Source organism: Chryseobacterium pennae (genome assembly GCF_003385515.1).
In the GTDB taxonomy this organism is placed as follows: domain Bacteria; phylum Bacteroidota; class Bacteroidia; order Flavobacteriales; family Weeksellaceae; genus Chryseobacterium; species Chryseobacterium pennae.
On record NZ_QNVT01000004.1, the window covers coordinates 23,341 to 47,967 of the forward strand.

At 36.9% G+C, this 24,627-nt stretch carries 23 protein-coding genes and 1 riboswitch; of the genes, 17 read left to right on the plus strand and 6 right to left on the minus strand.

The genetic code is table 11. The features are described 5' to 3' along the window. Nucleotides 1-6 precede the first annotated feature (6 nt). The 6 genes from DRF65_RS05865 to DRF65_RS05890 are packed head-to-tail and all read left to right on the plus strand — an operon-like array spanning nucleotide 7 to nucleotide 5,875. Nucleotides 7-522, plus strand: coding sequence for a hypothetical protein (locus tag DRF65_RS05865; RefSeq protein ID WP_165852179.1), 516 nt, complete (start codon nucleotides 7-9; stop codon nucleotides 520-522). Further along, nucleotides 494-1,291, plus strand: a complete 798-nt coding sequence (locus DRF65_RS05870; protein ID WP_115969706.1) for a tetratricopeptide repeat protein — start codon at nucleotides 494-496, stop codon at nucleotides 1,289-1,291. Before DRF65_RS05865 ends, DRF65_RS05870 begins: the two co-directional genes overlap by 29 nt. A gap of 36 nt (nucleotides 1,292-1,327) precedes the next feature. Further along, on the plus strand, nucleotides 1,328-2,614 hold the full coding sequence (locus DRF65_RS05875; RefSeq protein ID WP_115969707.1) for a sigma-54 interaction domain-containing protein: 1,287 nt from the start codon (nucleotides 1,328-1,330) through the stop codon (nucleotides 2,612-2,614). A gap of 16 nt (nucleotides 2,615-2,630) precedes the next feature. Continuing rightward, a complete protein-coding gene (locus tag DRF65_RS05880) occupies nucleotides 2,631-3,338 on the plus strand; it encodes a hypothetical protein (protein WP_115969708.1) in 708 nt (235 codons plus the stop codon). Further along, on the plus strand, nucleotides 3,328-3,879 hold the full coding sequence (locus DRF65_RS05885; protein WP_115970020.1) for an LptE family protein: 552 nt from the start codon (nucleotides 3,328-3,330) through the stop codon (nucleotides 3,877-3,879). The genes DRF65_RS05880 and DRF65_RS05885 overlap by 11 nt, the downstream gene beginning before the upstream one ends. A 1-nt stretch (nucleotide 3,880) precedes the next feature. Continuing rightward, nucleotides 3,881-5,875 (plus strand): hypothetical protein, encoded by a 1,995-nt coding sequence (locus DRF65_RS05890; protein WP_115969709.1) that lies wholly within the window; start codon nucleotides 3,881-3,883, stop codon nucleotides 5,873-5,875. 45 nt (nucleotides 5,876-5,920) lie between these two features. Here DRF65_RS05890 and DRF65_RS05895 read toward each other — a convergent pair whose 3' ends face one another. From DRF65_RS05895 to DRF65_RS05910, 4 genes are all read right to left on the minus strand, one after another. Then, nucleotides 5,921-6,523, minus strand: coding sequence for a DUF4126 domain-containing protein (locus DRF65_RS05895; RefSeq protein WP_115969710.1), 603 nt, complete (start codon nucleotides 6,521-6,523; stop codon nucleotides 5,921-5,923). 317 nt (nucleotides 6,524-6,840) lie between these two features. Further along, nucleotides 6,841-7,212: a ribonuclease P protein component gene (rnpA, locus tag DRF65_RS05900; RefSeq protein WP_115969711.1), complete on the minus strand. Its 372-nt coding sequence runs from the start codon at nucleotides 7,210-7,212 to the stop codon at nucleotides 6,841-6,843. Beyond that, nucleotides 7,212-7,937 carry a tRNA threonylcarbamoyladenosine dehydratase gene (locus tag DRF65_RS05905; RefSeq protein WP_115969712.1) on the minus strand — a complete coding sequence of 242 codons (726 nt, stop codon included), beginning with the start codon at nucleotides 7,935-7,937 and terminating at the stop codon, nucleotides 7,212-7,214. Before DRF65_RS05905 ends, rnpA begins: the two co-directional genes overlap by 1 nt. Further along, complete coding sequence (locus DRF65_RS05910) at nucleotides 7,930-8,556, minus strand: TatD family hydrolase (protein WP_115969713.1); 627 nt, start codon at nucleotides 8,554-8,556, stop codon at nucleotides 7,930-7,932. The genes DRF65_RS05905 and DRF65_RS05910 overlap by 8 nt, the downstream gene beginning before the upstream one ends. 96 nt (nucleotides 8,557-8,652) lie before the next feature. On the opposite strand from DRF65_RS05910, the gene DRF65_RS05915 reads away from it, so the two are divergent. The 7 genes from DRF65_RS05915 (at nucleotide 8,653) to DRF65_RS05940 (ending at nucleotide 15,459) form a co-directional block, all read left to right on the plus strand. Continuing rightward, the gene (locus DRF65_RS05915; protein WP_066693165.1) at nucleotides 8,653-9,282 is read left to right on the plus strand and encodes a TetR/AcrR family transcriptional regulator; all 630 of its coding nucleotides are present in this window, start codon (nucleotides 8,653-8,655) and stop codon (nucleotides 9,280-9,282) included. A gap of 103 nt (nucleotides 9,283-9,385) precedes the next feature. Continuing rightward, the gene (locus DRF65_RS05920) at nucleotides 9,386-10,381 is read left to right on the plus strand and encodes an outer membrane protein assembly factor BamD (protein ID WP_115969714.1); all 996 of its coding nucleotides are present in this window, start codon (nucleotides 9,386-9,388) and stop codon (nucleotides 10,379-10,381) included. 42 nt (nucleotides 10,382-10,423) lie between these two features. After that, a complete protein-coding gene (locus DRF65_RS05925) occupies nucleotides 10,424-10,747 on the plus strand; it encodes a DNA-directed RNA polymerase subunit omega (protein WP_034681463.1) in 324 nt (107 codons plus the stop codon). Nucleotides 10,748-10,872: 125 nt separating this feature from the next. Beyond that, nucleotides 10,873-12,078 (plus strand): bifunctional phosphopantothenoylcysteine decarboxylase/phosphopantothenate--cysteine ligase CoaBC, encoded by a 1,206-nt coding sequence (gene coaBC / locus DRF65_RS05930; protein ID WP_115969715.1) that lies wholly within the window; start codon nucleotides 10,873-10,875, stop codon nucleotides 12,076-12,078. Nucleotides 12,079-12,114: 36 nt separating this feature from the next. After that, a complete protein-coding gene (gene porD, locus DRF65_RS05935; protein WP_115969717.1) occupies nucleotides 12,115-13,020 on the plus strand; it encodes a type IX secretion system protein PorD in 906 nt (301 codons plus the stop codon). A 139-nt stretch (nucleotides 13,021-13,159) separates the two neighbouring features. Then, nucleotides 13,160-13,333: a hypothetical protein gene (locus DRF65_RS28390; protein WP_165852180.1), complete on the plus strand. Its 174-nt coding sequence runs from the start codon at nucleotides 13,160-13,162 to the stop codon at nucleotides 13,331-13,333. Between the two features lie 476 nt (nucleotides 13,334-13,809). Continuing rightward, nucleotides 13,810-15,459 carry a DNA repair protein RecN gene (locus DRF65_RS05940; RefSeq protein ID WP_115969719.1) on the plus strand — a complete coding sequence of 550 codons (1,650 nt, stop codon included), beginning with the start codon at nucleotides 13,810-13,812 and terminating at the stop codon, nucleotides 15,457-15,459. A gap of 71 nt (nucleotides 15,460-15,530) precedes the next feature. Here the strand turns inward: DRF65_RS05940 and fumC are convergent, their stop codons facing one another. Further along, nucleotides 15,531-16,925 (minus strand): class II fumarate hydratase, encoded by a 1,395-nt coding sequence (gene fumC / locus DRF65_RS05945; protein WP_115969721.1) that lies wholly within the window; start codon nucleotides 16,923-16,925, stop codon nucleotides 15,531-15,533. A gap of 196 nt (nucleotides 16,926-17,121) precedes the next feature. On the opposite strand from fumC, the gene DRF65_RS05950 reads away from it, so the two are divergent. Both DRF65_RS05950 and DRF65_RS05955 read left to right on the plus strand, forming a co-directional pair. Further along, nucleotides 17,122-18,729: a fumarate hydratase gene (locus tag DRF65_RS05950; protein ID WP_115969723.1), complete on the plus strand. Its 1,608-nt coding sequence runs from the start codon at nucleotides 17,122-17,124 to the stop codon at nucleotides 18,727-18,729. A gap of 170 nt (nucleotides 18,730-18,899) precedes the next feature. Next, complete coding sequence (locus DRF65_RS05955; RefSeq protein WP_181575077.1) at nucleotides 18,900-19,184, plus strand: hypothetical protein; 285 nt, start codon at nucleotides 18,900-18,902, stop codon at nucleotides 19,182-19,184. A gap of 93 nt (nucleotides 19,185-19,277) precedes the next feature. Here DRF65_RS05955 and DRF65_RS05960 read toward each other — a convergent pair whose 3' ends face one another. Then, nucleotides 19,278-20,195, minus strand: coding sequence for an AraC family transcriptional regulator (locus DRF65_RS05960; protein WP_115969725.1), 918 nt, complete (start codon nucleotides 20,193-20,195; stop codon nucleotides 19,278-19,280). Between the two features lie 94 nt (nucleotides 20,196-20,289). On the opposite strand from DRF65_RS05960, the gene DRF65_RS05965 reads away from it, so the two are divergent. Both DRF65_RS05965 and DRF65_RS05970 read left to right on the plus strand, forming a co-directional pair. Further along, nucleotides 20,290-21,318, plus strand: a complete 1,029-nt coding sequence (locus DRF65_RS05965) for a T9SS type A sorting domain-containing protein (protein WP_115969727.1) — start codon at nucleotides 20,290-20,292, stop codon at nucleotides 21,316-21,318. 197 nt (nucleotides 21,319-21,515) lie between these two features. After that, nucleotides 21,516-24,350, plus strand: a complete 2,835-nt coding sequence (locus tag DRF65_RS05970) for an alpha-amylase family glycosyl hydrolase (RefSeq protein ID WP_115969729.1) — start codon at nucleotides 21,516-21,518, stop codon at nucleotides 24,348-24,350. A gap of 98 nt (nucleotides 24,351-24,448) precedes the next feature. Beyond that, nucleotides 24,449-24,553: riboswitch (SAM riboswitch) on the plus strand. Nucleotides 24,554-24,627: the final 74 nt, after the last annotated feature.

Here is a 24,627-nt window from a genome sequence, read left to right on the forward strand (position 1 = left end):
AAGTTTTTGAAAGCGGCTTTTCTTTTTACCCTGTTTTCTTTTGCATTGTTTTCCTGCCAGGCAGAGAAAACCATGAGCAAATATCCTGATATTGTAGGTGATATTACCTTTGATGAAAAACTGGATGAAACCGATTTTAAGAAATGTGGAGCAGGAAAGGACAAACCTTTCAGTTTTCAATATTATAATGTATCCCAGCAGTTTGATTATAAGGGAGAAAAGATTGCCATTGAAGAAAGGCTTAAAAAAGAAAATATTTCCTCAGAAAAAAAGATCAATGGATATATTACCGTGAGATTTTTAGTAAATTGTGAAGGAAAGGCAGGATTGTTCAGAGTAAAGCATCTGGATTCAGATTTGAAAGATGTTGCTTTGGATGGAGAATTTGAAAATAAGCTGCTAAAGTTTACAAAATCATTGAATGGCTGGAGGCCAAAAAAGATAGAAGGTTTAAAAATAGATTACTATCAGTATTTAACCTATAAAATTGAAGATGGACAAGTTTCAGAGGTATTACCTTAGCTTTTTGTTACTTATCGTGTACACCAATACTATTGCACAGGTCAACTGTAGTGCAATAGAGGGTGAGGACTGTAAAAAAGCTTGTGAACTTTATAATCAGGCTTCAGATTTACAGGGGTTCAGAGCATCTCAGGAAGGTTTTGACAGAGCGATTGAGCTTTGTCCGGACTTCTCCAATGCTTATATGGAGAAAGCAGTGCCTTATCTCAAAAATGGAGATTTTGCATCCTGGAAAATATTGATCGATAAAGCCGTTGCTTTAGATCCTAAAAAACATTTGGGGTATAGAGGATGGTGTAAATTTCAGTTTTTAAGAGACTATAAAGGAGCTGTTCTGGATCTGGAAGAGCTTAAAAAATATTATCCCGAAGATCTAGGAAGATCACAAAACGGAGATTATAATCTGGATGTAGTGAAAGCTATGTCCTACAGTGCTTTAGGACAGAAGGGAAAGGCCGTCGGAATTATTGAAAAACTGCTGGTTACAAGAGGGTATGTAAAGGGAATGTTTGACCATTACCAGCTTGGAGTAACCTATTTTGAACAGGGAAAATATGATAAAGCCCTGGAAAATTTTGAAAAACAAAGCAAAGAATACGACTTTGCCGAGAATATATACTTTAAAAGTAAAGTTTCTAAAATCAGAAACAAAGATTATTTGGATTTAAAAATGTTAGCCTTAAAAACGTATGATGAGGGAAAGACCATGAAAGATGGCTATACACATCATTTTAACAAAGTCTACAGAAAGCAGATTGAAGAGCTGTAGAACAATAACATTAAATCAATAATCAAAAATTTACTTATGAGCAACGAGCTACAAAACATAAAAAACCGCTTCGGAATTATCGGGAATTTTCCGGCACTCAACAGAGCCCTGGAAAAATCGATACAGGTTGCACCTACAGACATTTCCGTCCTTGTTATCGGAGAAAGCGGAGTAGGAAAAGAATTTATTCCGAAGATCATTCATTCAGAATCCAGAAGAAAACACCAGCCTTATATTGTAGTCAACTGTGGAGCGATTCCTGAAGGAACCATAGATTCAGAACTTTTTGGACACGAAAAAGGAGCTTTTACAGGAGCTACAGCTACCAGAAAAGGATATTTTGAGGTGGCAGATGGCGGAACAATCTTTTTGGATGAGGTAGGTGAGCTTCCTTTGCAGACCCAGGTTCGTCTTTTAAGAGTCCTGGAAAGCGGTGAATTTATGAAGGTAGGATCTTCACAGGTACAAAAGACCAATGTAAGAATTGTAGCAGCTACCAATGTCAACATGATGAAGGCTATTCATGACGGAAGGTTCCGTGAGGATCTCTATTACCGTTTGAATACCGTTCAGATTGATATGCCGCCTTTAAGAGAAAGAAAAGGAGATACTCATCTGTTGTTCAGGAAATTTGCCATCGATTTTGCAGAAAAATACAGAATGCCTGAACTGGAACTGGAGCAAAGTGCCGTTCATTATATAGAAAATTACTCTTTCCCAGGGAATATCCGTCAGTTAAGAAACCTTGTTGAGCAGATGACCGTTGTGGAAAGGAACAGAAATATCACTGCAGAAAAACTTGCAGAATATATTCCGATGGAAACCCATCTTCCAATGGTGGTCAGCAATCAGAGTACACCAAAACCAAATGATTTTGGAAGTGAAAGAGAAATCATGTATAAAATTCTCTTTGATATGCGGAATGATATTAATGATTTAAAATCCTTAACTTCGGAATTAATAAAGAACAGAGGAACAGCAGACCTCAGCAATCATGAAAAAAATCTGATTAACAGAATTTATACCCCTGAAGCTCAGCCACAAATCAACTCAGGATCATTGCTGTATTTTGAGAATAATGAGGCGCCAGCAGTACAAAACCCGACCATTATTTCAAGCCCGGATGACAGTTACGAAGATATTGAGGACATTGAAGTAGAGGAAAACAGACCAGAATCCCTTTCTCTTCAGAATAACGAAAAAGATTTGATTATCAAAGCGTTGGAAAAGCATAAAGGAAGAAGGAACAGGGCAGCGGATGAGCTGGGTATTTCACAAAGAACTTTATATAGAAAAATAAAACAGTATAATCTGGAAGATTAGAAAAGCGCAATCAATCATGGATATAAATTTAAAACCAAAGCCGATTAATTTTAAATTCGGGGAATATATTAACAAAGGATTCGAACTTTTGAAGAAAGATTTCGGAAACGTATTTACCGCATTTTTAGTGTGCGTTGTGATGTCGATTATTCCTTTTTGCGGGTTATTAGGAATGGGTAATATGTATAGATATCTTCATAAAATCAATAAAAATCAGCCAGCAAGCCCGGGAGATATTTTTGATTTTAAAGACTTTATGCCTTACTTTATTCTACAGTTAATTGTTTTTGGAGGAGTTTTACTCATTTACATTCCATTGGTGATTGTATTGGCTTTAACAGGAGCATTGTCTAATAATGGGAATGATGCTGGGCCACTTGCAATGATTTTTATAATTCCTTATGTAGTTTTTATTATGGTAGCGGTCTACTATTTTGCACTGAAAGCATTCTACATCGTTCCATTAATCAGCCTTAAAGGAATTAAAGATATCAAAACAGCCTGGAATATTTCAAAAGTAATGACTAAAGGGAATCTTATAGCAATTCTTCTTTTTTCATTTGTAGTAAGCCTTTTGGCTCAGATTGGGTTTCTTGCTTGTGGGATTGGGGTTTTTCTTACCATTCCATTAGCATATACTGCTAATTATTTTGCTTACGAAGATGCTATTCAACAGATTGAGTATGATGAAATCACTGAAATTGGATCTAAAAATGAATTTTAAAATTAAAAACATCCGTCTGAAACAGCCATTTTTGGTAGTGATGCTCCTTGCTCTGCTGGGAGTATTAAAGTCATGCTACAGCTTTACCGGATCATCTCTTACAGACGAGAAAACCGTCCAGATCAATGAGTTTCCTAACAATGCACCTCTTGTAAACCCTGCATTGTCACAACAGTTCTCTACAGATATTCAGAACAGGTTTTTACAGAGAACCACATTGAAAGGAACAAAATCAAATCCTGATATTCTGATAGAAGGTGAGATTACAGATTACTCTATTTCGCCTACTACGATCAGTTCCAATACCCAGACCAATCCGTCTGGCGGAGTAATACAACAGGCTCAGAATAGACTTACAATTACTGTAAAAGTACACTATGAAAATAAAGTACACCCGGATTCCAGTTTTGACAGAACCTATACGGATGAGGCTGCTTTTAACAGTAACTTGTCTCAGAGTGATATCGAAAGTCAGCAAGTAAAAATTGTGACTGAGAGAATTATTAACAAGATTTTTAACGACATTGTAGCGAATTGGTAAGATGAATCCCAGAGTTTTAGAATTAATAAAAAATCCAAAAAATATTCAGTCAGAAGACCTTGGCCTTTTGAAGGAAGAGATTCATGCATTTCCCTATATTCAAAATATCAGGGCGCTTCATCTGTATGGAGTACACCTGTATGAGAAAGAAAATTATCAGAAAGAACTTTCTATTACAGCGGCTTATACCACTGATAAAAAAATTCTTTATCAACTGATAAACGGGAAGATTCAGCAGGAAGTAACTGAAGAGAAACCCTCTGTAATAGTGGCTGAGAAGCCTGTTAAATATAATTATAATGTCAAGGGTTTCCCAATAAAAAGAGAAGAAACAGAGTCTTCTGTAAAAACAGTAGCAGAAAAGGAAACATGCATATTGCCAACAAACCAGGAGGTTCAGCATATCTATGTAAACGGAGAAAGAAACAGAATTCTGTTTGAAGGTGAGGAAAACTTCCTTGATGAGGAAAATGCTGAAACAATTGATCTTGAATCTACATTAGAGTCAGGAACATTGGTCACTCAAAAATCCGAACCTGAAGTAAAAGAGACAATTCAACAGGAAGTAGAAGAGGTACAACAGGGAACAGAAGAGAATGCAGGAGAAAACTTTACATCGGAAACGGTTGTTGAGGAAAATGAGATTACCTCAGAAGCTATAGAAGAAAAAGTAGAAGAAGACAACAGCCTAAGCTTTGAGGAGACAGAATCCTTATTGACAGAAGCAGAGGTTAAAGAAAATATAGCTGAAGTTTCAGAAGAGGACGCTGAAGCCGTTGCGGATGAGGAAATTCCAGTTTATGAAACTGAAAAAGAAGAACCGGATACCGAATTAAGTTTCCACGGAACAGATGCATTCCTGCCGGATGTTAAGATCCAGGCCACTAATGATAGCATCGCTGAAACAGTTGAAGTTCCTTTACCTAATGTAAATAAGCATGAGGAGGAAATGAGACGTCTGATTGAGGAGGTTGAGAAAAAGATGAAGGAAACCAAATCTGCTCCTCAGGAAGAAGAAACAGAACCGAAAGCTGCTGAAGATCACGAGATAAGTTTTGCGGAAACTCAAAATTTCCACTTCTGGTCAACAGGAGAAGAAAGCCCTGAACAGGCAGAGGTTAAAGAAGAAGAACCACATGAAGAAGCGATTGAACAGCCGGAACCGGAAAGAGACGTTGCAGAAGAGTCCGTTCCTGAAGTTCAGACAGCCTGGAAGCCTATGAGCCTGGAATCCCATATACCTGATTCTTTGATTAATAAACCTGTAGTAGCCGTTGTTCCTGCCACAGCTATCCCTGTAGCAACAGAAGCCCCTGTGGTAGAGCCGGAAGCAAAAAATATAGAGTCTGTTGAAGAAACGGAAGAAATAATAGAGCCTTCTGCTGAAGATATTTTGCCGGCTGTAGAAGAAGCTCAGGAATTATCAGAAGAAAAATCTGAGGATAGTTCAGAGGAGGTACAGGATGTTCCTGAAACGGTTTCGCAGGAAAAGAAAGAAGAAGTTCCTGTGATGAATGTTTCATTCTTTGGTACGGATATTTCGAGCCTGAAGGTTGGAGAAGGACAGAAGGAAAAGAAAGAAGAGCCTGCAAAAGGAGAATCAATGAAGGATACAGTAGCGGAAAATACAGCCCAATCTTCAATTAACAGTAATGTTCCGGGGTTTATCAATACCTGGCAAAGCTGGTTGAAAATAGACCGAGTAGATGAAGTTGTAAAAGAAAAAGAGGAGATCAAAGAAAAGGCAATTGAAAACTTTATTGAAAACAATCCTAGAATCAGCCAGTTAAAAGAAGAAAGCTCTTATGTGGTGAAAGAAAAGAATGATGATATTTCCCACCTGATGACTGAAACATTGGCGAATCTTTATGTTGAACAGAAACTATACTCCAAAGCAATTAAAGCATTTGGAATACTGATCAAAAAATATCCGGAGAAGAAAGAATATTTCGAAACTAAAATTAAAGAGATCAAAGACTTTAGAAGTAAAAACTAAAATATAAAAGGTACAGAAGTAAAAGCTGTACCTTTTGTTTTTATATTAATTTGAGGGCACTTTTTTGTTCCTAAGTTTTCTCCATGCTTTCCTTCCATAGACAATTACCAAAAACAATAAGATAATAGCCAGAACAGCGGCTATAATAGGCGCTACCATGGCAAGGATGGTCATAATGCCAGCTCCTGCTGTTTCGGTAGTTCCTACTACAGAATTACCCAATCCACCGGTAGTTGCCGTAGAAGCAGCCCGTATTCCTGCAAAACCTGAGCTGATGGTAGCTGCCGTTCCTCCACCCGCAATTAAAGCCAGGGCCCATTGCGGAAATGTTCCCAGTTCGGCAAACTGACTGGCAAATAAAACAGAGCCGGCCACTGTAGCCATCGGAATGGAGACCGTATCCAGTAAATGATCAATAAAAGGAATATAGTACGCCAGAATTTCAACCACTGTCGCAATACCTGTGGTGATTAATGTGGGCAAGCCCGCAAGCCATTCAAAATTTTCATTCATTGGAATCCAGTGAAAATAAGACGCCAGACTCACGGCAAACATGGGAAGAAAAACCCTGAAGCCTGTGGCTGCTGACAATCCAATGCCAATGAATGCACTGATGACGTACGAAAGATAGGGAACTTGATCTAACATATTAATTTTCAGATTTATTGTTTTCTATAAAATTACAAAAAGTATGCGAGATTTGAAGGATTGTAAGGGGAGATTTGGGAATGGGGTTACGAAGTATACACTTCAAACGCTCCACAAGAATAAATTTGAATAATCAGCAAAGTCTGTGAAATATAGACTTTATAGAAACTTGTATCCGTAATCATCTGTGCCAATCTGTGTTGTCAGTGGTGAGAAAAAATAAATGAAGAATGAAATCTGTGAGAAATATTAACTACAGATTTTCACAGATTTCTATTGTAGATAAGTAATTAAATGAATAATCCGTCAGATTAAAATTACTTTTTCTGCGTTTCACAGAGCCTGATAAATTGTGCTTCCACTTCCTGAAATTTTGGAGGCATCTCAGAAGAAACCCAAAACAGCATTGCCATAGTCTTTTCTCCAAAAGCTTCTTTAAATAAATCTTTATTCAATCGATAACATTCCCTCAGTAACCTCTTGATACGGTTTCTGTGAACAGCTTTTTTAAAATATCTTTTAGAAACAGAAACACCAAGCTTTCCGTTTTCTACCGGGAGAGTAGGTTTGTCTTTCAGAATAATAATTCTCAGATTTCCGGAAGTTTTCCACTTACCCTTTTCAAAAAGCAAGCTGATCTCTGTATTTTTTTTGAGCTTTTCCGCCCTGGGGTATCTGGAATTCTGCATTAATCTTGTTTCAGTAAATGATTAATCACTTCAGCAGCAGCATAAAGCCCAAAAATGGCAGGCATATAGCTGATTGTTCCATAAAAAGATCTTTTATAATTGGTTCCGTCTGTCATTTTCAGACTTTCCTCATCCTGAATATCGTTGGCAAAAACACAACGTACCCCTTTGTCGATTTTTACTTTTCTCAGCCTTTTTCTTATCTGTCTTGCAAGGTGGCAATGCTCGGTTTTGCTGATGTCTCTCACCAATACCTTACTTGGATCGGTCTTTCCACCAGCTCCCATTGAGCTTATTATTTTTATTTTTTTTCTTTTAGCAGCTATAATTAAGCTTAATTTTGGAGTCACACTGTCTATACAATCCAGCACATAATCAAATGGAGAAGAATCCATTACTTCATCCATTCTTTCAGGATTCAGAAACTCATTGATTTTAGTTAATTTAAGATCTGGATTGATGTCTAACAGCCTTTCAGCAACAACTTCCACTTTATGTTTTCCAACAGTGGACCTTAGAGCAGGGAGCTGTCTGTTTACATTGGTAATATCTACAGTATCACCGTCTACTATTGTCATACTTCCTACGCCGGCTCTAGCCAGAAATTCAGCAGCAAAGGAACCAACACCTCCTAATCCTACAACAAGAACAGTTGCTTTGTTCAATTTTTCCAAACCTTCTTCCTTAATGAGAAGTTCTGTTCTTTCCAGCCAGTATTTATCCATTTTTTATCGTGTGTAAGTTTTCTAAAATTTGTTCGTTGAGATCATCCAAAGAAATTCCTTTTATTTCCGAAACTTTCAGGTACAATTCTTCGATCTCAAAATCTTCATTGTCAGTTTCTAAAAAGAATTTGTCTAAGGGAGTAGTTTTTAAAATATCCTGCAAAGATAAATTATACAAAACAGCTTTTCCAAAACTCAGATGAAAATTATTGGCCAGAAGATCCTCTGCAATTTGCCGTTTTTTATTAAAACCATGGATGATCATAGGTTGTTCCGCCTTTTTTTTAAAAGAAATCACTTCGTAAAATTTTCTGACACAGTGTACAATAACAGGTTTCTTTACTTCATTGGAAATCCTAATCTGTTGTAAAAAGACTTCCTCCTGAATTTTCTGATCAGTTGGTACCAAAGAATCCAGGCCACATTCACCAATGGCAAAACAATTCTGAAACATCATATCCTTCATCCATACCATCTGATGGTCTATATCCGCAATATCAATGTCATTCGGGTGAATTCCTATTGAATAAGGGAAGTCCGGTGGAATTTGTTCAATATCCAAATTGTAAATTCCATTTCTGATGTTTTTTTTATGGTGATGAAAATCAAAAAATTCCATATTCAAAAATACGACTATTTGGAATTAATATAAAATTATTAAACGATCGTTTATAAATGTGTTAAAAATTTCTTAACTTTACTCAAAGTACACTTCATGAAAAAAAAATTTACTGAAAAACAGATTCACATCCTGGACATTGCAGAAGAATTGATTGCAAAGAAAGGGTACGAGGGAACTTCTGTAAGGGATATTTGCTCTAAGGCTAATATCAATGTCGCTATGATCTCCTATTACTTCGGTTCCAAGGAGAAAATGATGTCTTATCTCTATCAGTATAGAGTATTGAAGACCAGGGAAAATTTTTCAGAATTTGCGGATACCATTAAGGAAGGAAAGCCCGAAATGCAGATGCGCGAAATGATAAAATATATTGTTTCCCAGCTGTTCAAATACAATTATTTTCATGGGTTTGTTACTCAGGAACTCCGCCATACAGAGAATTTAAAAGACGAATTGCTGGATTTTTACCAGCTGTTTGTAAAAAAACTGGATGAAGTCATTAAAAAAGGAGTAGCCTCCGGAGTGTTTACTTTTACACCAAAGCCGGAAGATATTCTTACGATGATTATTGGTTCTACCTTATTTGTGATCCGGAATAAAAATTTTTATGAACTTTACGTACCAAGCAAAAACGAAGAAGCCTATGCAAAAGAGGCTGAAAAGAAAGTGAGAATGAATCTTTTATTAAGTGTTTTTGCAATTTTAGGATACGCTGCAGACTAAAATTACGTTAAATATTCATAAAAAAAAATCTATTGACAAAAAAGTTATATTTTTGCAAATTAGTAAATCGGCTGTATAATCCGAAAACTGTTGAACTTTTTATATGAAAAAATATATTTTAGGTCTTTTCGCTGTAGCAGTGATGGCATCATGTGCTAGCCAGCAGGAAAGAGCAATGAAGAGTGCTGATAAAGATTTTATCTTAAAAGCCGCCAATGAAAACTTCGCCAAGAAAAAGTGGAAAAATGCGTTGGCTCTTTATGACAGACTTGCGAACCTTGTAGCAGGAACGGATGATTTCCCTAACGTAGGTTTCAATACAGCTTATGCTAATTACTATGATAAAAGTTACAAACTGGCTGGGCATCAGTTTAAAAACTTTGCTGTTAACTTTCCAAAAGACCCAAGAGCTGAAGAAGCGGCTTATATGTCTGCATTATGTTACTATGAGGGATCTATGGATTACAACCTGGATCAGTCGAGTACAGAACTGGCGATCAATGAGCTTCAGGACTTCCTGAATAACTATCCGAATTCAGAAAGATCAAAAAATATTACTCAGCTTATCGATGAGCTTTCATACAAGTTAGAGTTCAAAGCTTATGAAAACGGAAGACAGTACTTTAAAATGGGAGAATACAAAGCTGCTAATGTTGCTTTGGAAAATGTATTGGAAGATTTCCCGGGTACAAAACTTCGTCCGAAAATTTATGATTATATCATGAAGTCACGTTATGAGTTGGCATTAAAGTCAGTTTATAGTCTTAAGGATGAGCGTATTGAAAGCGCATTGACTTACGTGAGAATGGTTGAAAAAGAAATTCCTAATACAGAATACTCTAAGACCGCAACTGATCTGAGAGTAAAACTGGAAAAAGAAAAGCAAAATTTTGTAGTTGTTAAAAAAGAAACAGAAGCAAGAATTGCAACTTTAACTGCCAAACAGAAAAAAGAGGTTGAAAAGCTTGAAAGCCAGAATAAAAAAGAGCAGCAGATTAAAGATCAGATTAGCAACGAAAAGCAGGCAAAGCAGATGCAGAGGGATAGTGCAGCACTTCAGACCCCTCCACCTGCAGCGACTTTCAAAATTAAAAGATAATTCGTAAATTTGCCATCTTAAAATAAAAATAATTTTCTCAAAATGAGTGTAAAAGATACAAAAGCAGAAGTAAATACTATCACTTACGATAAAGATAAGATTGAAGATAAAGTAGGTTCAATCTATGAAGCTATTGTTATCATGGGAAAGAGAGCAGAGCAGATCAATGCGGAGATCCGTACGGAACTTCACAACAAATTAGATGAATTTGCCGTTCACAATTCTACATTAGAAGAAGTTTTCGAAAACAGAGAACAGATTGAGATCTCTAAGCATTACGAAAAACTTCCTAAGCCAACTTCAATTGCTATTGAAGAGTGGCTAAATGAAGACGTGTATTTCAGAAAAACAGAAGAAAGAAAGTAATCATCATCTGTCTTTTTATAAACAAAGGTCATAAAGGAATTAAGTTCTTTTATGACCTTTGGTGTTTTAAACCCTGATTGTGGTAAAAAATAAGTATTTTAGTATTTCAAAAAAATTAAAGCTAAATGAGTGTTTCCGGTAAAAAGATCCTGATCGCTGTTTCTGGAGGAATTGCGGCTTACAAAGCTCACTTTCTGATAAGAGACTTTGTGAAAAAAGGAGCTGAAGTACAGGTGATAATGACCCCCGATGCAGAACATTTTGTAACCAAACTCAGTTTGGCTACTCTATCGAAAAAACCTGTTTATTCCGATTTTTATGGGGATAACGGAACCTGGAACAGCCATGTAGAACTGGCTTTATGGGCAGATGTGATGATCGTGGCTCCCTGTACAGCCAATACTTTATCCAAAATGATTCACGGAATGTGCGATAATCTTGTTATCGCCACCTACATGTCTGCAAAATGCCCGGTGTTTATTGCCCCGGCGATGGATCTGGATATGTATGCACATCCTTCCACAAAGAAAAACTTAGAACTGGCAGAAGATTATGGACATATTATCATTCCTGCTGAAAGTGGAGAGTTGGCAAGTGGGCTGATCGGGCAGGGAAGAATGGCAGAGCCGGCAACTATTTTTAGTACCCTGGAGAATTATTTTTCAGCTCATACCGTTGAGAAAAGTCTTGACGGAAAAACGGTTTTAATTACTGCTGGTCCTACTTATGAAGCCATAGACCCGGTAAGGTTCATCGGAAATCATTCTTCCGGAAAAATGGGATTCTCTTTAGCTGAAGAAGCTTCAAAAAGAGGGGCAAAGGTTATTCTGATCTCGGGACCAAGCTCTCAAACCCTTACCGATAAAAGCATAGAACTGCATAAAGTGACCTCTGCAAAAGAAATGCTTGCCAAAGTATTTGAATTTTATGATAAAATCGATATTGGTATTGCAAGTGCTGCGGTAGCAGATTATGCACCAAAGGATATTGCCAAAGAGAAGATTAAAAAAAATGATGAAAATCTTACAATCGAATTGGTGAAAAATCCTGATATTCTTAAAACAATGGGTGAGAATAAAACCCATCAGTTTCTGGTAGGTTTTGCTTTGGAGACACAGAATGAAGAAGAAAACGCCAAAGGAAAACTGGAAAAGAAAAATCTTGATATGATTGTACTGAACTCTTTGCGTGATGAAGGCGCAGGCTTTAAAAACGATACCAATAAAATCAAGATATTCACCAAAACAGAGAAAAGAGAATTTGACCTGAAGTCGAAAGGGGAAGTGGCAAAAGATATTCTCAACTTTGTTGAATCTCAGCTTTTAAAATAATTTTAATAAATTTCCGTTCTCAATTTTTAATAGACAATGAAAAAAATTATAAGTTTATTTTTTCTGTTATTTATCTGTAATCTTGGTTTTTCCCAGGAGTTGTTAGCAACCGTTCAGGTGAACTCCCAGCAGATAGGAGGAAGTAACCAGCAGGCGTTTAAAGCGTTGGAAAAGAGCCTTAGAGATTTTATCAATAATACCAGCTGGACAGGAAAGAAATTACAGAATTTTGAAAAGATCAAATGTGGGTTTTCCATTGTCATTGCTGAAAGAGATGTAAACAAATTCAAGGGAACCATTGTAATACAGGCAGTACGGCCGGTGTATAATACAACATATGAATCTCCTTTACTGAATCTTCAGGATCAGAGGTTCAGTTTCGAATATATTGAAAATGAAAACCTTATTTTCAATGAGAGACAGTTTTCCGGGAAAAACCTTACCGATGTAATAAGCTTCTATATTTATCTTATTTTGGGCTATGATGCAGACAGCTTCCAGTCTATGGGAGGAACTCAATGGTTTTCAAAAGCTCAACAGATCGCTCAGAATTCTCAGAACAGAAATTATGATGGCTGGAATACCGTCAATGAACCTAGAAGCCGTACCATACTGATCAACGAAATTCTGAATCCAAACTGGAGCCAGTTGAGATCTACTATGTATACTTATCACAGATCCGGAATGGATAATCTTTTCAGCCAGGACCAGACTCCTGCTAAAAAAGTGATCTTTGATGGCCTGATGCAGCTTAAAACATATGAAAACTCTTTCCAGCAAGGATTTTTCTTCAATCTTTTCATGGATACAAAGAGTGATGAGATCTTCAATGTTTTCAATTCCGGAAACAATGGTGGGCTTATTCTTAATGATCTGAAGCAGACCATGATTATTCTTTCGCCAAAAAATATTGATGGTAAGTGGAATAAATGGAAGTCATAGAATCTCTGCTGTGCGAAGAGGGATGCATGAAATAGATTTATTGTTTTTATAGGGTAAAGATTTTTATTTTTTATGCGTATTTGATATTGTTTTCTATATTTGTTATTATAATACTTAATTGTTACCAAATCCTAATATTATGAAATCTAAAATCAAAGTACAAAAATTAACCAGAGATCAGCAAAAAAACATTCTAGGTAGTGGCCCAATCTCATATGGATGTAGTGGCTGCTGCATGTGGGCAACTCAAGACGGTGTAAGAACATGTGTAGGGTATTATCCTCCTAACAGAGATTGTACCTGCATGGTTTAAAATCTTGTATTGAGATGCATGGACGTGATCTCAATCATGCTATATAAAGACAGGAATTGTATCCGTCGTTGGCTGTAATTCTTAAAAGTAATCCTCAAGGGCCTCAAATAGCTTTAAGGATTACTTTTTTAATATGTTTATTAGGTAGGTAAGATTGTTGTTTCAGGATCTCTAATGGTAAGGTTTCTGGATCAACTGCAAAAGAAGGATGATTCAAACGTTTTATTTTAGGAAGCTAAGATATTTCGTGGATATATATTCTTTCCTTAAGAATATGAGCTAAGATGCTAAAAACTGTATGTCAAATTAAATTCCATAAATACAAACAATATTATCTCCGGACTTTTGAGACTGATTCAGGTTTTCCCTGTTTCAATATGGAGATTTAAAAATTTCACAGGATTTGCTATTCTTAGATATTGAATACTGACTTCTAAAGTTCTATATTTGCATTTAAAGTAACCCGTCGTTTATCCATGCTTTCAAGAATTTACATTAAGAATTTTGCCCTGATTGATACCCTTGATGTATCATTAAATAACGGTCTTCAGGTAATTACCGGAGAAACCGGAGCTGGAAAATCCATCATTCTGGGTGCGCTGCGTCTTATTCTGGGAGAAAGAGCAGATGTGAAATCCATATCAAAAGCAGAAGAAAAAAGTGTTGTAGAAACGGAGTTTGCGTTGAACAATCAATTCAAGAAATTCTTTATTGAGAACGATCTGGATTATGAACTGCAAACCATCATCAGAAGAGAAATATTGCCATCAGGGAAATCCCGGGCATTTATCAATGATGTACCGGTAACACTGGATATCCTGAAAGAGCTGTCTTCTCAGTTAATTGATATTCATTCCCAGTTTGAAACTTCCAATCTTTTTACTTCAGAATATCAGTTTAAAATTATAGACGGGCTTTCTGAAAATAAAAAAATTATCGATGATTATCAACAGGCATTTTCAGCATTCCAGAATCTTAATACCTTACTTAAAAAGCTGAAAACACAACTTTCAGAGACCAATAAAGAAAGTGACTATAAAGATTTCTTACTCAACGAGCTTGAAGAATTGAAGCTTGATGATGTAGATTATGAAGATATTCAAAATCAGTTATCCATTCAGGAAAATGCAGGGATGATTTCTGAAAATGTAGGCCAGATTCTTTCGAGGTTTCATCAGGAAGAAATAGGAATTCTTTCATTTTTCAATGAGGCAAAAGCTAAACTTTCCAAAATTGCAGGTATTTCCACCAGTTTTGCTGAGCTGGATCAAAGACTTGAAACTTCATTTGTAGACTTGAAAGATATCATTTCTGAACTTGAACATGAAGCAGAAAAACTGGAGATCAATCCGGAAAACCTTCTTGTTCTTACTGAGCTGAATAATAAGATCAATGCTTTATTCCTTAAACATAATGTTTCAGATATCAATGAACTGATCGAAATCAGAAATGAACTGGCAGGAGATCAAAGAGGAGCTTCAGAGTTGGAAGCACAGATCATTGAAACCGAAGAAAATATTGCTGAGAAAGAAAAATCCCTTCAGGTTCTTGCTGAAAAGCTTTCCAAAAACAGAAAGAAAAATGTTCCTGTCTTCATCAAAAAAGCAGAAGGATTACTTAAAAAGCTGGGACTTGAAAAAGCCAGAGTTGATATAGAATTGCAGGATGCAGAAGAATTTAACCAATTTGGAAAGGAAAATATTCAGCTTTTATTCCAGGCGAACTCAGGATTTCCTTTAAAACCGATCCAAACAGCCATTTCCGGAGGAGAAAGATCAAGGGTAATGTTGGCGGTGAAAAAGATCATTGCAGAAAGTGATGAATTACCAACATTGATTTTGGACGAAATTGATACCGGTGTTTCTGGAAAAGTAGCAGAAGAAATTGGAAATCTTATGCGTGAAATGTCTGAAGATATGCAGCTGATCGTTATTTCTCACCTAGCACAGGTTGCAGCCAAAGGAAATGATAATTACAAAGTGGTAAAACAGGATATTGCAGGGAAAACCCAATCTACCATCATTTCTTTAAGTGATGAAGAAAAGCTGAATGAAATTGCTCAGTTGCTTTCAGGAAGTAAAATTACTGAAGCAGCTCTTGCCCAGGCAAAAGAATTAATAGGATAGCCTTAATCAAAATAAAGAAAACGCCCCGGAAAATTCCGGGGCGTTTTGGTATTTAATCTATGTTTCTAAAATTATTTCAAGCTTCCTACCATATCTTCAGGTTTTACCCATTCATCAAACTGTTCAGCAGTTAGAAGACCAAGATTAATAGCTTCTTCTTTTAAAGTTGTGCCGTTTTTGTGAGCAGTCTTCGCAATTTTTGCAGCATTTTCGTATCCGATATGAGTATTTAAGGCCGTTACCAGCATTAAAGATTTATCTACAAGCTCTTTAATTCTCTCATGATTTGGTTCAATACCTACAGCACAGTGGTCATTGAATGAAATACATGCATCAGCAATAAGTTGTGCAGACTGTAAGAAGTTGTAGGCCATTACCGGTTTGAAAACATTCAGCTCATAATTCCCTTGAGTTCCGGCAAATGAAATGGCAGTGTCATTTCCTAGAACCTGAGCACAAACCATTGTCAGAGCCTCATTTTGAGTAGGGTTTACTTTTCCGGGCATGATGGATGATCCCGGCTCATTTTCAGGAATATGGATCTCTCCGATTCCGGAACGTGGCCCCGATGCTAATAGTCTGATATCCTGAGCGATCTTGAATAAAGAAACGGCAAGTTGTTTTAAAGCACCATGGCTTTCAACGATCGCATCATGTGCGGCTAATGCTTCAAATTTATTCTCTGCAGTGATAAAAGGATGATTGGTGAATTTTGCAATATATTCAGCAACCTTTACATCATAACCATTCGGGGTATTTAAACCTGTGCCTACTGCGGTACCTCCCAATGCAAGCTCAGAAAGGTGGGGCAGGGTATTTTTTAAAGCTCTTAATCCAAATTCCAATTGGGCAACATAACCGGAGAATTCCTGTCCCAATGTAAGTGGAGTCGCATCCATCAGGTGAGTTCTTCCGATTTTTACCACATCTTTGAAGGCTTGGGATTTTTCAGCAAGGGTATTTTTTAATTTTTCAACCGCCGGAATGGTTGCCTCTACTACTTTTTTATAAGCAGCAATATGCATGGCTGTTGGGTAAGTGTCATTGGATGACTGAGATTTATTCACATCATCATTCGGGTGAATTTCAGATTTTTCTCCCAAACTTCCGCCATTGTTAACATGGGCGCGGTTGGAAACCACCTCATTCACATTCATGTTGGACTGCGTTCCCGAACCGGTCTGCCAGATGACCAAAGGAAACTGATCATTCAGTTTTCCTTCAAGGATTTCGTCACAAACTTTAGCGATCATATCTCTTTTTTCGGAAGGAAGCACTCCCAGATCAGCATTGGTATAGGCTGCTGCTTTCTTTAAATAAGCAAAAGCTTCAATAATCTCGTGAGGCATAGATCCTTCAGGACCAATTTTAAAATTATTTCTTGAACGTTCTGTCTGTGCACCCCAAAGCTTATCTGCAGGTACCTGCACTTCTCCCATGGTGTCTTTTTCTATTCTGTAATTCATTGTGGTTGAAATTTTATAGTCTTTTTACTTCTGAAGCCATTTTTACCTTTTTATAGGTTCATTATTGGGTTAGCATAAAGGTACTTATAAACTCAAAAACTCACAATTTATAATCATTATAAATATCAATTTTAATGACTGATTTTGCTCATCTTTTTTTAAAGGAAGCCGTATTTTTGTACAAACAAAAAATTGAATGGACTTTAGATATCAGGATCCGTATCCAATTCAGAAAGATGATACGGTGTATAAAAAGCTTACATCAGATTATGTAAAGGTTGAAAAACTGGGTGACAGAGAAATTTTAACAGTTGACCCAAAAGGATTGGAACTATTGGCTGAAGAAGCTATGGCAGACGTTTCTTTCATGTTGCGTTCTTCCCATCTGGAAAGCCTTAAAAGAATCATTGATGATCCTGAAGCTACCGACAATGACCGATTCGTTGCGTATAACTTGTTACAAAATGCTGCAGTAGCTGCAGAAGGAGCACTTCCTTCTTGCCAGGATACAGGAACAGCAATTGTAATGGGTAAAAAAGGAGAAAATGTATACACAGGAGTGGATGATGGTGAATTCTTAAGCCGTGGAATCTACAATACTTACCAAAAAAGAAACTTAAGATATTCTCAGGTTGTTCCTTTAACGATGTTTGACGAGAAAAACTCAGGATCAAACCTTCCGGCACAGATCGATATCTATGCTAAAAAAGGAGATTATTACGAATTCTTATTCCTAACAAAAGGGGGAGGTTCTGCAAATAAAACTTTCTTGTATCAAAAGACTAAATCTTTACTGAACGAGAAATCTCTGGAAGAATTCGTCAAAGAAAAGATTTCAGATCTTGGAACAGCTGCCTGCCCACCTTATCACTTAGCATTAGTGATTGGAGGAACTTCAGCTGAGGCTAACCTTGCCACTGTAAAAAAAGCTTCTGCAAAATATTATGACAACCTTCCAACTGAAGGTAATGAAGCAGGCCAGGCATTCAGAGATCTTGAATGGGAAGCCAAAGTTCAGAAGATCTGCCAGGAAAGTGCTATCGGAGCACAGTTTGGTGGAAAGTATCTTACACATGATGTAAGAGTGATCAGACTTCCTAGACACGCTGCTTCTTGTCCGGTAGGAATGGGCGTTTCTTGTTCAGCAGATAGAAATATCAAAGGAAAAATTACAAAAGAGGGTATCTTCCTTGAACAATTGGAGGAGGATCCAAAAAGATTTTTACCAGCTACACCACCACATCTTGAAGAAGCGGTTGAAGTTAATCTGAATAAGCCAATGCCTGAAATACTGGCTGAGCTTTCAAAATATCCTATTAAGACGAGATTAAAACTTAACGGAACATTGATCGTAGCAAGAGATATTGCTCACGCTAAGATTAAAGAAATCCTCGACAGTGGGAAACCAATGCCGGAATATTTCAAAAACCACCCAATCTATTATGCAGGGCCGGCAAAAACACCGGAAGGAATGGCTTCAGGAAGTTTCGGACCTACTACAGCAGGAAGAATGGACGTGTATGTGGATGAGTTCCAGAGTCATGGGGGAAGTATGATTATGCTGGCAAAAGGAAACAGAAGCAAAGATGTTGCTGATGCCTGTAACAAATACGGAGGGTTTTACCTTGGATCTATCGGTGGACCTGCAGCTATCCTGGCAAAAGATAATATTGTATCTGTAGATGTAGTAGACTTCCCTGAACTGGGAATGGAAGCAGTAAGAAAAATCGAAGTAAAAGACTTCCCGGCGTTCATCATTACTGATGATAAAGGAAATGATTTCTTCGCTGACCTTGCCCATTAATCAGAATAAAAAGACCTTGAGAGTGGAGATATAAGATGTTGTATAAGTCTTAAATCTCCTGTTTCATAGGCTTGAAATCTATATAGAATTAAAATAAATTAAAAAATAGAGCCTGTATCTTTTGTGTAAAAAAGAAAAAAGCTTTATTTTTGCCTAAAATCTTTAAGAGAATGATAACTATTTTATCAGCATTTTGGCCGTTCTACCAGTTCCTTTGGACAGTATTTTTCATTACTATGTTTTTAGTAGGGTTCTGGTGTATTTTTATGTTCTTCGGATTAGTAATCCCAATGTGGCTAACTGAAGGTTTGAAAGAGTACTTCGGAAAAGTGAAGCCTTTCGATCCTGAAGATATCAGAAGAAAGCTTATTACTGAGCAGGAAGGTGTAGAGACTATCTATAGCCAGCCTAAAGGAAACGGACCTTTCCTTCACGATCACGGACATCATCATTAATTGATTGTCATTGCTTTTTCACCTGAATTCTGAAAAAGTAATATCAAAGCAAAACAACATATATAAACCGCTTAATTTTTTTAAGCGGTTTTTCTATTTATTGTTTCTAAGATGTTTCGGTGATATTCCAAACTTCTTTTTAAAGGCCCTGGTGAAATTCTGTAGGTATTCATAGCCGCATTCAATGGCAATCTCTTTTATCATAATGTCTTTGTCTGTAATAAGTTTTCGGGCTTTCAGCATCCTGAGTTCAGAAATGTAATGGGCAATCGTTGTGTGATATTCCGCTTTAAATTCCTTTCTGATAAGGTTTTGATTCATACCGATCAGCTTTCCGATTTCTTCTGCTTTTATATTCCGGTAATAATTTTCATCAATGAATCTTTTTATCATTTCGGGAGTTTTTGAAGTTGCCTCCATTCTGTTTTCTTCATTGAACTGTTCAAAAATGAGGATAAGGAGCTTGATGATCTTTGCTTCAATGAATAGTTTCTGCATCACTCCCTTTTTAGAATAGCTTAATATCTCCTTTACAATGATATGCATTTCAACAGTCATGGTAGGAGGTGTAGTTTCCTGAAGAAAGATAAAGTGATTATGGATCATGTTTTTCAGAATTTCCTCACCTTCTCTGTTAGATTTCGGGTTGATAAGATTTGAAATATATTGATATTGAAGCTGAATATGAAGGTATTTCAGTTGCTTATCACTATCTGTCCATATTTCTGCCTTACTTTTCTGAGGTGAATAGTAAAGAATATACTGATTCTTGTTAAATAAGAATGCTTCAGCACAGTTATGAGCCTTTAGATGAATATCCGGACTTAATAAAAAAAGGAGATTGAAACCTGATGTCCTTTCTAAAAGGTCCGTTTTTGGAAACCTTTCTGCCTTTGGTGCGTTCTGAACGACGATTTCAATGTTTTCAGAACTGAACACAATTTCATTTTTCGGTTGATTCCCCATACAACACTCTTTTACAGCCATAGTACCACTTAAAGCACGCTTCATAGGATAACTAAAAGTTGGGAAATGATAACCCGGAATTAATTACGTAAGGTACTTTTGTGCAAAATTAAATTTAGAATAAATAAAAATAATATTAATGATTGAAGATTTATATTTTGCAGTGCGAAATCTGGGAATAGGGATATTGCTGTTGACAGGAAGTGCATTGAATGCCCAGCAAACCTGTACTAATACGAATCCTGGAGGTAATCCTGGCGATATTGGGTGTGTGAGTTTTACTTATCATGGGCAAGCAATCATTTATACTACAGTAAGGTCAGCGGATGGAAATATCTGGCTTCAGCAAAACTTAGGAAGTGAAAGAGTTGCAGAATCTATGGATGACGAAAAATCATACGGAGATCTGTTTCAATGGGGAAGATGGGATGACGGGCATCAGTTGCGAACATCTTCCATAACCTCAGCTCCTTCTGTCAATTCTCCGGATGGCTTACAGGGAAGTTCTTTTATTACAGGATCTCCTGCGTGGTGGTCAACGAATGGACTTAGTGATCAATGGACAGGTACGGGGTTCTCAGAAATAACAGAGACTGTTGGAGTTGATCCATGTATGGCAATGGGTGATGGCTGGAGATTACCTACCCAGGCAGATTGGGCAGATATTGTTCAGGCAGAGGGAATTCACTCACCTTCAAAAGCCTATGATGGGAATTTGAAATTACCAATGGGAGGTTTTCGTGGTTCCTCAGATGGAGGTTTTACTTCTGCCGGGCAAAAAGGATACTTCTGGAGTTCTACTCCTACGGGAATTGGAGGAAAATATCTGTATATAGGAACTACGGTGACGAATGCCTCTGCAGGAGCTCCAAGAGGACAGGGGGCTTCAGTAAGATGTATGAAACTAGCATCAGAATTAGGAACTTCAGATATCAATCTCAAGAAAAAGACTGTTGAGGTTTTCCCAAACCCGGTAAAAGGGATCCTTACCGTTAAAAGTGATTCTGTAATTGAAGGAATAAAGATAATCAATGCCGTTGGGCAGAGTTTAGGAAATTCGTTTTCAAATAATCAGATCGATATGAATAATCTTCCCTCAGGCTTATATATGATAGAATTAAAATTAAAGAACGGAGAATCTGTGGTAAAGAAAATTATGAAAAATTAATTTTTTTTAACGTTTAAATCAATATATCTGATTGATTTCCGTTACATACAATAGTTCATTACAATTACTTTTATTGAAAGGCTCATGGAATTTTTTCACGGGCCTTTTTTATGATTTACTGATATTTCTTTCCTTAAAATAGAATAAATTCCTCATGGTGAAGAAAAATTAATATTATATTCGATAAAAATAAAGATATGAAAAATTTCTATTCCGTTGTTTTACTATTCATTACAATGGTTGTTTTTGGGCAGATTAACTATACGATTTCACCCAATCCGTTTAATGAAACAGATACAGTTACCCTTACAGTTCCCGGTGATCAGATAGATGAATCAGCCTGGGGAGTTACCAATAATTCAATTTATATCTGGTCCTGGTCATTCGATACCAATTATCAGAACAGTCAGGATTGTCCTACCAACGGAAGCTGGAATAATTCTAATGAATTAAATAAGCTTACTTATAATAATGTAACAGATACCTATTCTCTGACATTGACGCCTACTGCTTTTTTTGGAAGAACAGGAATCGGAAGGTTTGGATTTTTATTAAAAGATAAAACCGGATTACATCAGACTTCACCCGATATTTTTGTCAATGTAGGAGTCCTGAACTTAAGTTTGACCAATCCTACAGCAAATAGCCTTACAACAGTTCCAGCAGGAAATTCAATCAATATCACTGCAACAACGAATGTGAATGCTACTTTCCAGCTTAAAGCCAACGGAACAGTAGTCAACTCTACATCTACACCCTCTCAGTCTTATTCTTACAATTATATAGTTTCAGAGGATAGTAATATGGAACTTGTTGCTATGGAAGGAAGCCTTTCTAAAAATGCGACATTCATGTTGCAGGTTCCCAGAAATGTGTTTTCTGAAGCCATTCCGAACTGGATCAGACAGGGAATAAATTATGATCCGGCAGATCAGACTAAAGTTGGATTAGCTCTTTATGCACCTCACAAAAACTTTATTCACGTGATCGGAAGTTTCAATAACTGGGTGGTGAATGATACCTACCTGATGAAACGGGATACTGCCAACCCGGATCTTTACTGGATAGAGCTGAACGGATTGACCCCACAGCAGCTTTATACATTTCAGTACAGGACTAATGATTTGAGAAAAGTAGCTGATCCTTATTCTTCTCAGATTTTATCTTCTTATGATGATCAGTGGATCTCAGCTTCCACTTATCCTAATCTTCCTGCATTTCCAGCCGGACAGGGCTTTGAAGTTTCAACATTCAAAACAGGGCAGACTCCTTACAACTGGCAGGCGACCAATTTTCAAAGACCCGCAAAGGAAGATCTTGTGGTGTATGAACTGCTGCTAAGAGATTTTACACAGGAAAAAAACTGGCAGTCTCTGATCAACAAAATCTCTTATTTAAAAAACTTAAAGATCAATGCCATTGAATTGCTTCCGATTATGGAATTTGACGGAAACCTTTCATGGGGATACAATACTTCTTTTCATTATGCTTTAGATAAAGCTTATGGAACGCCGGAGAAATTCAAAGAATTTGTTGATCTGTGCCATCAGAATGGGATTGCTGTCATTCTTGATGTCGCTTTTAACCATGCAACAGGACGTTCTCCCTTGGCGAGACTTTGGAATATAGATCCGGACGGTGATGGTTACGGTGATGTGGCAGCTAATAACCCTTATTTTAATCAGGTTCCGAAACATTCTTATAATGTTTTTAATGATTTTAACCATACAAGTCCTTCAACTCAATATTACGTTGAAAGATGTCTTCAGCAGTGGCTTACAGAATATCATATTGATGGATTCCGTTGGGATTTAACGAAAGGTTTCACCCAAAACTGTTCTGAAAACGATGAAAACTGTACCAATGCCTATCAGCAGGATAGAGTGGATATTATGAAGAATTATGCAGATAAACAATGGGCAATTGACCCTAATTCTTATATGATATTTGAACATCTGGGAACAGATCAGGAAGAACAGCAATGGGCAAATTATAGAGTAGCGGAAGGAAAAGGAGTAATGCTTTGGAATAAACAGACAGAACCCTATAATCAGAATACAATGGGATATAAAGAAAACAGCAGTTACGACCGTATGAATTACAATCTTCATGGTTTTGCAGAAATGCGTGCAGTAGGATATGGTGAGAGTCATGATGAAGAAAGGCTGATGTTTAAAAACCTGGCTTATGGAGCTGTTAATGGAAGTTACAGTGTGAAGAACTTGAATACGGCTTTAGAAAGAATGAAAACATTCGGAGCAACATTCTTTACCATTCCCGGTCCAAAAATGATCTGGCAGTTTGGAGAACTGGGCTATGAATTCAGTATCAACAGGTGTGCGGATGGAAGCATCAACAACGACTGTAGAACTGCTGAAAAGCCTGTAGCGTTTACCTTAGGATATGATACTGATGCCAATAGAAAAGCAGTTTATGATACTTGGTCGAAGATTATCGATATCAGAAATACCAACCCTGTATTCAAATCAAAAACATACAGTATAGAATCAAATAATCTGGCCAACGATCCGGATGGATTGATCACGAGAATCTATGTCTATGACAACACTATTAACGGAATGAAAAATGTAGTTGTTCTTGCCAATTATTCCACTTCTGTACAAAATGTAATTCCTTATTTCCCTTACGTTGGGCAATGGAAAAATTTGATGGATGATACCTTTTCAAATATTAGTTCTACAATTGCTCCGATTACTTTACAGCCTGGAGAATTCAGAATTTTTGGAAATTCTGCCGGAACTTTATCTACTTCTGATGTGAATGCTACCAACAAACTATCTCTTCAGATTGCTGATAATCCCATTAAAAATGGCTCTGCAAAATTAATTTTTAATAAAGCTAAAAATGGAGAAATTCTTATTTTCGATATGAGTGGTAAAAAGCTGGATGCATTCAAACTGGATAAAGAAAACGGAAACTATGAGCTGAAGGTTAATTATCCACCGGGAACCTATCTGGTTCATCTGAAATCAGAAACCGGAGTGGCTATTCAAAAGATGATTGTCAAATAAATACAAAGGCAAATTTGCAGACCAGCAGATTTGCCTTTTTTCTTTTGGGTGATTCTTCAATTTTTGCAGATTTGAAAAATTAGTCTACCTTTGCACTAGATTTATCAAGAAAGGTGGAGGGATTTGGCCCAATGAAACCTTAGCAACCTACACGATTCCAAAAGTGTAAAGGTGCTAATTCCAACCCGATGGGGAGATAAGTGAAGTCAATATTTCTTATATGAATTCCATTTCTTGAAGTCTTGTGTATCTGCAGTATAATCTGTAGAAGAATATT